Raw genomic sequence first — 8,851 nt, forward strand, 5'->3', positions numbered from 1 at the left:
CAGATTGTATTGTGCGGCACTATGCTCTTCGCTCTTTGCGATAAAACGAGCCATATGGTAGAGACCAGAGAGTAAGCCGATACTAGACTCCATTGCGCCATCGGCAGCCAACCACATATTATTTAGGCCAGTATCCCATGTGACTAATTGAGAGGGGGACTTTTCTAGTTGTTCGACCGTTGAATCTCCGATTGCTTCTATTTCGCTACTTAGTTTGACGAATTTTTCTGCATTTTCATCATATTGATATTTTAAGAAGGCAAAGTCTTTATACTCTTTTAGCACTTCTTCGAGCAGCTTTTTATACTGACTTTTGTTTAAGGAAAAATTTTCGATTTGAGTGGCGTCCATGAGCCCTGCATCGCGGAGCTGATCTATCGCTTCATCGGTGCTTTGTTGGGCTTCCTTGATTGACTCTAGCCCTTTATCGTAATGATAACCTTGAAAGATTTTCTCTACTGCAAGCATTTGAGCTTCCAGACCAATTTCTGCCTCCATCGCTCCATCAGCGCTGTCCCATGCTGGACCCACGATAAATGATAGGTTATCTGATAGCTTACTAATACCATTAAAACCGATCAGTCCAACCAAAAGGATAACGAGTGTGGATAGGGCAAATCCAGATATTACTTTTAGACGTATTGTTGCATCGCGAAACATATTGAAGGCCGTTTGATTGAAGGAATGGCTTGTTCTTTTTGTATTCAGTATAGACAGGGTTAGAGATGTGGCAATGAAAGGTATTTTGGCAGCGATATCTCATGGTGACTGTTGATAAGTGAATGAGGTCAAACTCGGCTGATTTGCTCATCTTGCTGTTTTGAGTAGTTTGGAATTCGAAGCTTTTTTCTCGAACCGGTATTCGACATTGCGGCGTCAACCTTTTAATCGAATCTGGCCAAGCTGACACTCACCTTGAGTATTAAGACGCATCGACAAATTGATCTAACATAAAATCTATAAAAACGCGTAACTTTAAAGGCATAAACTCAGTTGAGGGGAACAGTAAAAAAACTTCATGGGGGTATTCTTTTGTCCTGAGAACAGTTCGACGAGTCTCCCGGCTTTAATGTCCTCTTCGATAAGATAACTGGGGAGCATAGAGATTCCCATACCTGCCTTGACCGCCTGATAAACCGATAATACGTCATTTACGACGAGCTTCTTCTGCGTGTCATTAACGTGCATTTCTGGGAGAAGTTGCAGATAACGCAATAGTATCTTTCATTATAGGTTATATATAAACCAATAGCCCGTGCTTATACTTGCATACACACCTTCGAAATATTGGTACATGAGGACGAATTATGAAACTTTCTGAAGCCTTGAAGACGCGCCGTAGCATTCGTCAATTCACACCTGTAAGTATTCCGGATGATGTCTTGGAGCGCGTTATCAGCAAAGCATTGCTATCACCCAGTGGAGGTAACTCTCAACCTTATCGAATTGCAATTGCTAGCGGTAGCACAAAAAATAAGATAGCTGACGAATTATCTAGCAAGTTCGCCAAAGCTAGCCGGATTAAGCGCCTTCCGTTACCAAGCAAAATTTGGCAGGGGTTAACAAGTGGTGTTTTGCCCGACGGCGATTATAACCCCGACGTCAGTTACCCTGATGAGCTTAAGAAACGCAAGTTTGATTGTGGCATGGGGCTATACGAAACACTGGGCATTGAAAGAAGTGACTACGAGGCACGTGAGGCGCAAATGCAAAAGAATTTTGAGTTTTTTGGTGCGCCCACTGCAATTTTTATATTTATCAATGACAAACTTGGTCTTTATAGTGCTTTGGACGCCGGTATCTTTATGCAATCACTCATGCTCGCTGCCGTAGAAGAAGGGTTGGGGTCCTGTCCTCAAGCCGCTATTGCCACTTGGGCAAGTCCGATCAAAAAGCATTTCGATATAGAAGAAGACTATAAACTGCTATGCGGTCTTTCGATCGGTTACCCTGCCGAGCATAAAGTGAACACTTATCAACCGGCAAAACGTAGCGTCGAAAATGTAATGTTTGCACCTACATCTAAGTAAGCTTGACGCTTCGACAAGCTTAAAAAAGGGTTTCATTCAGTCAGCGGGGTTAGCCAGGTCATCCCACAATTCTGTGATCAAGTATCCTCTATGAGAGTAGTGAACGTGAGTGCCAGTGAGAACCCCTCGGTCGTAGGATGAATAGTAATAACTACCTGACTGCCCGGTGCCGAGTTCGCTACCGACTATGCTTCCGGCTTGATTTAGACTAGCACCCTCAGGGTGTTCAGTATCTCTGACCTCAAAAAGATAGTAGGCGTCTTTTTGCCACTGCCAGTCCTCTAATATGCTCGCTGAAAAACCTAGACGCCATGAGTGTTCATCGTTGCCGGGTAAGATACTTAAGGCCGTATGAGTGTATTCGGCAGGAGAATATGATGTGTCGCCTTCAAGCAGTACTTCATTCACTAATAGCGGGTTGCTCATATCGCTCACGTCAAACAGTGCGAGTTTGATATTATTTGTTGCGACGCCACCTTCCGAGCCGCGGCCTAGGCCAAAGACAAGTGTATCGCCGAAGGGGTGAAGGTAGTTTGAAAAGCCGGGCAGTTCTAATTCACCTGCGACGCGAGGAGAGTCGTGATTAGATAGGTCAAGTACATAAAATGGGTCGATTTGTCTAAAGGTCACGATATAAGCTTTGTCACCGTCAAATCGAACACTGTAGATTGACTCTCCTGGTTTTCCGATAGCTTCCGGAGCCGATTCATTAGGGATTGTTGCATTCAGGTTCAGCTCTGTATCATCAATATTGATGGTATGTAGCCGATGTATATTTCTCTCTGTGCTGGAATGGTCAGTGGTCACGACTCGCAGATGATCCTGATACTCGCTAAGTCTGAACTGTTCATTCCAGCCTACTTGGCCGCTTAGGGCTACGCTTCCAGCAAACTCTAGACCATTGTCCGAATAGTCTAGCTTGTAGACCGTACTGCTATAAGATGAATCATTTGCGTTTTCGTAACTGTATTCATTTTCTACCATATACACGGCGTTCAATGATGCGTAGATTGTGGCAATGGGGGCGGCGATGCAGCTGGATTTTATATCTGAAAGCGCCATATCATGTGAAGCGCCAAGGTCGATTTTAGTAACGATAGCCAGGGTAGGTTGTGTTGAATCTTCTGGCTCGTTAGGAATATGGCAATCATTTTCACCTAGTAAAATCTTTGTTTGGCCATTTAAGGTGACGCTTGGGAGTAGGTCTTCTAATGTGGCCTTGCTGATTAATGACTCGTTACGGCTAATATCATCTTCTTCATAGGGATAGATTACATAGTCGTCGAGGTAGGCACTGTATTGGCTAATGATATAGAGCTTTGAGCCGATTTTTCGGCTGCTGACATACTGACCCTCTATCTGTATAGATGTGGTTTTGTCTATGGTGGATTCAGGTGTTTCCACGTCATACATATCAATACTGATACGGCTATCACTCCAGTGCCAGAAGTAGTCGCTATAGACTTGAGCGTATTCGTTAGCGATTGAAATAAGTTTTTTGTTTTCGAGTGTTTCTTCCAGATACAAGCCCTGTAAGTAATGACGTGAAGTAGAGAGGGTAATGGTATTGAGCGCTTCGTGTTTACCTGTCTGTTCCGATAATTCAAATATATTGATGTCGGAACCTCCATTGTAGCTGTATATCAGGTTTCCGTCGGTCTTAAGCCAGTCGAGTTCATCGACTCCTGTTTCTTGAGTATTAGTTCGGGAGTAGCTATCGCTTGACTCGTCAGAAGAGGCATCTGCACTTCCATCGCTTTCGAGTACGGGGGCATCGAGGCAAATATCGCAATAGCTAGGGTTCTGGTTATTCGAAGCAATTCCGTGCTTTAAGTAGCTTTCCAGAGGGCCGCCCGTTCCGGTAATTCCGCCATCATTCTCGGACTCACTACAGCCAACGAAAACAGATGACAGTAAGCTCAAGGTGAGAAGAAACAAACTTGGCTTAAGTTTATGTTGAATGTCCATTGCAGTTGGTCCTTTAAACTTGGCTCGATTTATTGTTGAGCTCTTCGAAATAATAAATTCCAACTCCCGCTCTGTACTGATTGGAAGCGTGTTTTTGTTCGGCTAATGGCATGTCGTGCTGTGCAAGCCACTTATTCAGCTTGAGCAACAATTTTTCATTTTCTTTTTTGCTGTATTGTTTAAATTCTTGAATAGAGTCACTTGATAGGTGCAAGTAAGCAACAGATCGTTGGAAGCGAGGTTCGTCTGAATCTGGATTTAAATTGTTGCTTAGTGTGGATATTAAATCGTGTGCTGATTGTGCGGCGACTTCAATCTGATCAAGGCTTTCGGGTATCGGGATATAGCCGGATTGGTTTAGCCGTAGGTGTTCATTTTCAAGTTTCTCCACTGCACCTAAACGGGTAAGTTCTTCAAGTAAGGTCGTTGTATGAATATCGCCACTATATTCTTTGACTAAAGACTCAAAACTTGGTGTGTCAGCGTTACTCGAGCTAAAAGGGAGGTCTAGCGGTGCGTTTTGATCGCGGCTATAAGCCGGCTCCCTAAGCCATGCGTTAATGACTCTCTCTGCCCGGTTGGCAGGTGTGGTTGTGGTGGGAATCTTGCTTTCATCAAGTTCTTTACGAATTCGTGCAACCTCTTTTCGATGAAGTCCGCTTAAAATCGAAATTCTAGAGGTGCTCTGGGGCTTTCCATCGACAGTGAACTCTTCTTCTGCAACGGCCACATAGGCATGTTTTACCCATTCGGCAAAGTCAGAGAAACCGACTCCTGACCTCAGGAGTATGCGCACCAAAGGTTTCATCATAAAGATGACACATTGGCTTAAGGTGTTTTTGTAGCTTAACGTTTCTTTGTTCATATTGGGAATATATTCCCAATATGAACAAATATCAAGTGAAACTCGCTAAGGCAAACTGGTCATTGCCACCGAATTGTATTGCCCGAACTGACACAAAACCTTCACATCGTATCTCCGATCGGCATCTAAACTTAAACCCATTGTTATTGTTTTTTCCTCCGTGCTGTCACCATGCCTAAAGCTGTATGTAACGATGTAAGTATTGAATACGAGACCTTCGGAAACCCTAAAAGGCCTGCCGTACTTCTGATTATGGGTTTAGGTGCCCAGATGATTGTTTGGCCTGACCGGTTCTGTCATCTGCTTGCTGAAGAAGGTTATTACGTTATCCGATTTGATAATCGAGATATTGGCCTTTCTACCAAGTTTGATCACTATGCAGCTCCTCGTGTGTTGAAACAGGTATTGGCAAACTGGTTTGGCTTGAAGATAGACGCACCCTACGATCTATATCATATGGCCCACGACGCGGTCTGTCTGCTTGACCACCTAAAGTGTAAACAGGCCCATATTGTCGGAGCTTCAATGGGTGGCATGATCGCTCAAATCATTGCTGGTATTTATCATGATCGTATTATTAGCTTAACCTCGATCATGTCTACGGCAGATAGTCGTGGTTTAGTGATGCCTTGGAATATGAAGCTGGGGCTTCATTTGCTTAAGTCGAGCCAGGCTGCCGAAGAAGAACAGCTAGACCTGAAAATGGAAACCGTCCGTTTGATTAGCAGCAGGACTCACCCGCCAAAGCAAGAAGAGTTAGAATCTCGACTCCGGAAAGCTCTGGCGCGCGATGCTGAAAAGTACGGTACAAAAAGACAGCTTTCTGCGATTGTAGCGACTAAGAAAACCAAAAAGATTACACAGCGAGTCAATGTCCCCACTTTGATTATTCATGGTGCCGAAGATCGGCTCATTCCTATCAAGTTCGGAAGAAAAAATGCTGAACTGATTGAAGGTGCTGAATTCCGCGAGATAGAAGGGATGGCGCATGACTTTCCAAGACCCCTTGTTGGCTATCTGGCTTTTGTGGTTAGCAAGCACTTAGGAAAATCCTCTGATAGCGAATAGCTTGGCTAATGAATCGAATCACGCCGATGCGACCTTAAGGGATCAAAGTACTTTAAATTATCTAAAAGAGCGTTTTCGAAAAGACTAGTTGAGCTCTGACATGCAAGCCATCAGTTCAGTTTCGATATCAGCAGATAAGCCCTTGCCAATAATTTCAATCCGGCTTTCCAGGCATTCATCCAGTGCTACCTCGGTTAAGGCATCTGTTGTTAGGTTATAGCCGAATACTCCCTCGTCAGTGATAAACACGGCTTTCATTCGTTCAGCATTGACTCCACTCAAGAAGTTGAAAAGTGCAGCATGGCTAAAGGTCTTATCTGGCGAAAAGCGCCAGCCGATACTTTCGTAGCCCTCTCCCTTATTTGTTGCTTTTAAAAAGCCTGTTTCCGGTATAGGCGAGTCCATGAGTAATCTAGGTGCGTCAGATTCATGATGGTGATGTTTGGCTGTTACCACTGATGATGTCGGCCCATTCAAAAGTGCGATGTCGATATTTCCATAACTTGTTAGTACAACAGGAGGGGCTTTATCCATTGTTTTCTTAATATATTGGGTGAGTTGTGCTTCATCTCCGTCTTGGTAAAGGTCACTTTTGTTGCCAATGATCATATCAGCAATCAATATCTGTTGATTGAAGGTATCATGCTGGGTGTAGCGCTCATCGCTTAGCTTTCGTGCATCGACCAATGTGAGGGTCTTTTGTAGGGAGAGTACTTGTTGATAGTGTTCTGCCGACAGTACTTCTAAGACTTCTATTGGGTGGCCTAGCCCAGTTGGCTCGATCAGCAAGCGGTCGGGCTTGGCACGTGAAAGTAACTGGTTTAAAGCAATTTGCATCGGTAAGCCCGATGCACAGCACATACAGCCGCCTGGCACCTCTTTAATAAATACGCCTTGTTCTTGAGAGCTCTGGCCTTGAAACAAACTGCCGTCTACACCAATTTCGCCAAATTCATTGACGAGTACCGCCCATCGTTCGTTATCGGGTTTTTGTTTGAGTAAGTTCAGAATCGCAGAAGTTTTTCCGACACCGAGGAAGCCAGTGATGATATTGGTGGGTACTGCCGAGACCGTTTTTGCGTCGATGGTCATACTAGGTTTTTGCCTTATATAAGTTTCGGACTGTGGTCAGGGCCAGCAAGCCGGGTAATGATCGGTAGAATATATTCGAGAGTATAAACATAATCGTGCTGACGCACACGATTGTCTGTCTGACACCTTATGTATAAATAGACCTCAACATATGCAATTCTTATGTTTACTATAGTGAGAAACGACCCGCTAGTTTGGTTTTGCTTCACCTGAAGGCATTTTCGTAGTTAACTAGAGAGATTAAATTAAGTGATTTATAGGCGTAAACTTCAACTAACGCTTGGTGGAAAATTGATTAGGTACGAGTTCATGAACAGAAATGCAGTGATTATAATTTTGGCTATTTTTTCCATTTCAGCTGTCGCTTATGGCCATGGCGGGGCGACCGGTATTATTAAAGAGCGTATGGATTTAATGGATAATCTAAAAGGCGCTATGAAAGAGCTAAAACCGATTATGCGAGGGCAAAAAGAATACGACGCTGAAACTGTAAAGAGGAATGCGCTTCTGATCCGAGATCATTCTGGCGAGCATATGACAAAGCTTTTTCCCGATGGCAGTTTAAATATGCCTAGCGAGGCGACTGCTGAAATATGGAATGAGTGGGAGAATTTTCAGCGCTTAGCACGCAATCTAGAACGCTTAGGGCAGGCCTTGCACGATGGAGCTGCCAACAATCAGAATGTGGAACCAGAAAATGGTATGGGGAATACCATGATGGGTAATTCAAATCATATGTCCGGCCATAGCATGATGGGAGAATCGGGCCCTATGAATGGTCGCATGGGGGAGCAAATGAGAGGCCAGGGAATGATGGGTGCCCAAGGTCAAGCAGCAATGGGAGCGCAACGGGGGCTAGACAACATGAGTGATGAACACCTTGCTTCCAAACCGAGCGCTGGCTTGTTTCGTATGATTGGGCAGAGCTGTGCTTCGTGCCATAAAAAATACCGCATCGAGAAATGACAGGAATGCCTCGCCGCTACTACAGCTTTTGCTTGCTTCTATTGCTTTTAGGGGGGGCGCTTCTATATTGGCTTTGGATGCCCCTGTCTCCAAGTTTTAGTTCAAAAGATATTAATGGAAATACAGCTCGGGGCGCTTACTTGGCGCGAATATCAGGATGTATTGCTTGCCATACTGATATCGACTCCGGCGGTAAATTCTTATCAGGAGGAAAACCTTTAACCACGCCTTTCGGTGATTTTCGTGCGCCAAACCTAACTTCAGACCCGAAACATGGTATTGGGGCGTGGACATTTCAACAATTTTCGACAGCACTAAGAGAAGGTATTTCACCTGAAGGAAAGCCGTATTATCCGGCTTTTCCATACACGTTTTACGAGAAGTTTTCTGATCAAGATGTAGCCGATTTATGGGTAGCGTTTCAAACCGTACCGCCAGTCGCTGAACCAGACCCCGAGCAGTCTATAATGTTTCCATTCAATTTTCGTGAAGGTTTAAAGCTATGGCGAGCCATGTTTTTTAGCCCATCTGCTTCAGTGGCGAATTCAGCGTCAGTCGATCAGCTCAATCGAGGAAAATTCCTGGTTGAGGTAGCCGCACACTGCGGCGCTTGCCATACACCAAGGAATCTTTTTGGCGCTTTGAACAGTCAAGAGACTTTTGCTGGTGGTTATGATGCTAACAACAATAAGGTTCCTGCTATCACGGCGGCTAATCTAAAGGAAAATGGCTGGACTGAGGATGATCTTGCCTACGCCTTACAGACCGGAATCAAACATGATGGCGATGTGTTTGGCGGCAGTATGAGTGAGGTAGTAGAGCATAGCACCGGATACATGAGCTGGAACGACTTAAAGGCTGT

9 protein-coding genes are annotated in these 8,851 nt (G+C 44.5%); 4 read left to right on the plus strand and 5 right to left on the minus strand.

The genetic code is table 11. From position 1 onward, the window contains the following. Both A3766_RS11090 and A3766_RS32665 read right to left on the minus strand, forming a co-directional pair. The coding region (locus tag A3766_RS11090; protein WP_197479539.1) for a hypothetical protein at nt 1–660 on the minus strand (660 nt) is incomplete at its 3' end. Nucleotides 661–975: 315 nt separating this feature from the next. Beyond that, nucleotides 976–1,188 carry a LysR substrate-binding domain-containing protein gene (locus tag A3766_RS32665; RefSeq protein ID WP_068509449.1) on the minus strand — a complete coding sequence of 71 codons (213 nt, stop codon included), beginning with the start codon at nt 1,186–1,188 and terminating at the stop codon, nt 976–978. A gap of 119 nt (nt 1,189–1,307) precedes the next feature. On the opposite strand from A3766_RS32665, the gene A3766_RS11100 reads away from it, so the two are divergent. Then, the gene (locus tag A3766_RS11100; protein WP_068509447.1) at nt 1,308–2,030 is read left to right on the plus strand and encodes a nitroreductase; all 723 of its coding nucleotides are present in this window, start codon (nt 1,308–1,310) and stop codon (nt 2,028–2,030) included. Between the two features lie 36 nt (nt 2,031–2,066). Here A3766_RS11100 and A3766_RS11105 read toward each other — a convergent pair whose 3' ends face one another. Continuing rightward, nucleotides 2,067–3,998, minus strand: a complete 1,932-nt coding sequence (locus A3766_RS11105; protein ID WP_068509444.1) for a beta-propeller domain-containing protein — start codon at nt 3,996–3,998, stop codon at nt 2,067–2,069. A gap of 13 nt (nt 3,999–4,011) precedes the next feature. Next, nucleotides 4,012–4,863, minus strand: coding sequence for a DUF6502 family protein (locus A3766_RS11110; protein ID WP_068509442.1), 852 nt, complete (start codon nt 4,861–4,863; stop codon nt 4,012–4,014). Between the two features lie 171 nt (nt 4,864–5,034). On the opposite strand from A3766_RS11110, the gene A3766_RS11115 reads away from it, so the two are divergent. Beyond that, nucleotides 5,035–5,931: an alpha/beta fold hydrolase gene (locus A3766_RS11115; RefSeq protein WP_068509440.1), complete on the plus strand. Its 897-nt coding sequence runs from the start codon at nt 5,035–5,037 to the stop codon at nt 5,929–5,931. 84 nt (nt 5,932–6,015) lie between these two features. Here the strand turns inward: A3766_RS11115 and A3766_RS11120 are convergent, their stop codons facing one another. Next, a complete protein-coding gene (locus tag A3766_RS11120) occupies nt 6,016–7,023 on the minus strand; it encodes a GTP-binding protein (protein WP_068553312.1) in 1,008 nt (335 codons plus the stop codon). Nucleotides 7,024–7,332: 309 nt separating this feature from the next. On the opposite strand from A3766_RS11120, the gene A3766_RS11125 reads away from it, so the two are divergent. Both A3766_RS11125 and A3766_RS11130 read left to right on the plus strand, forming a co-directional pair. Further along, nucleotides 7,333–7,989 carry a cytochrome c gene (locus A3766_RS11125; protein WP_068553310.1) on the plus strand — a complete coding sequence of 219 codons (657 nt, stop codon included), beginning with the start codon at nt 7,333–7,335 and terminating at the stop codon, nt 7,987–7,989. 77 nt (nt 7,990–8,066) lie between these two features. Then, nucleotides 8,067–8,851: cytochrome c (locus A3766_RS11130; protein WP_197479540.1), on the plus strand; the 785-nt coding region annotated here is incomplete at its 3' end.

The sequence above is a fragment of the Oleiphilus sp. HI0132 genome, assembly GCF_001635845.1.

Excerpts from the sequence above, each read along its gene's own strand:
- A3766_RS32665 (WP_068509449.1), bottom strand. The coding sequence starts at position 1,188 with ATGCACGTTAATGACACGCAGAAGAAGCTCGTCGTAAATGACGTATTA.
- A3766_RS11100 (WP_068509447.1), top strand. The coding sequence starts at position 1,308 with ATGAAACTTTCTGAAGCCTTGAAGACGCGCCGTAGCATTCGTCAATTC.
- A3766_RS11105 (WP_068509444.1), bottom strand. The coding sequence starts at position 3,998 with ATGGACATTCAACATAAACTTAAGCCAAGTTTGTTTCTTCTCACCTTG.
- A3766_RS11110 (WP_068509442.1), bottom strand. The coding sequence starts at position 4,863 with ATGAACAAAGAAACGTTAAGCTACAAAAACACCTTAAGCCAATGTGTC.
- A3766_RS11115 (WP_068509440.1), top strand. The coding sequence starts at position 5,035 with ATGCCTAAAGCTGTATGTAACGATGTAAGTATTGAATACGAGACCTTC.
- A3766_RS11120 (WP_068553312.1), bottom strand. The coding sequence starts at position 7,023 with ATGACCATCGACGCAAAAACGGTCTCGGCAGTACCCACCAATATCATC.
- A3766_RS11125 (WP_068553310.1), top strand. The coding sequence starts at position 7,333 with ATGAACAGAAATGCAGTGATTATAATTTTGGCTATTTTTTCCATTTCA.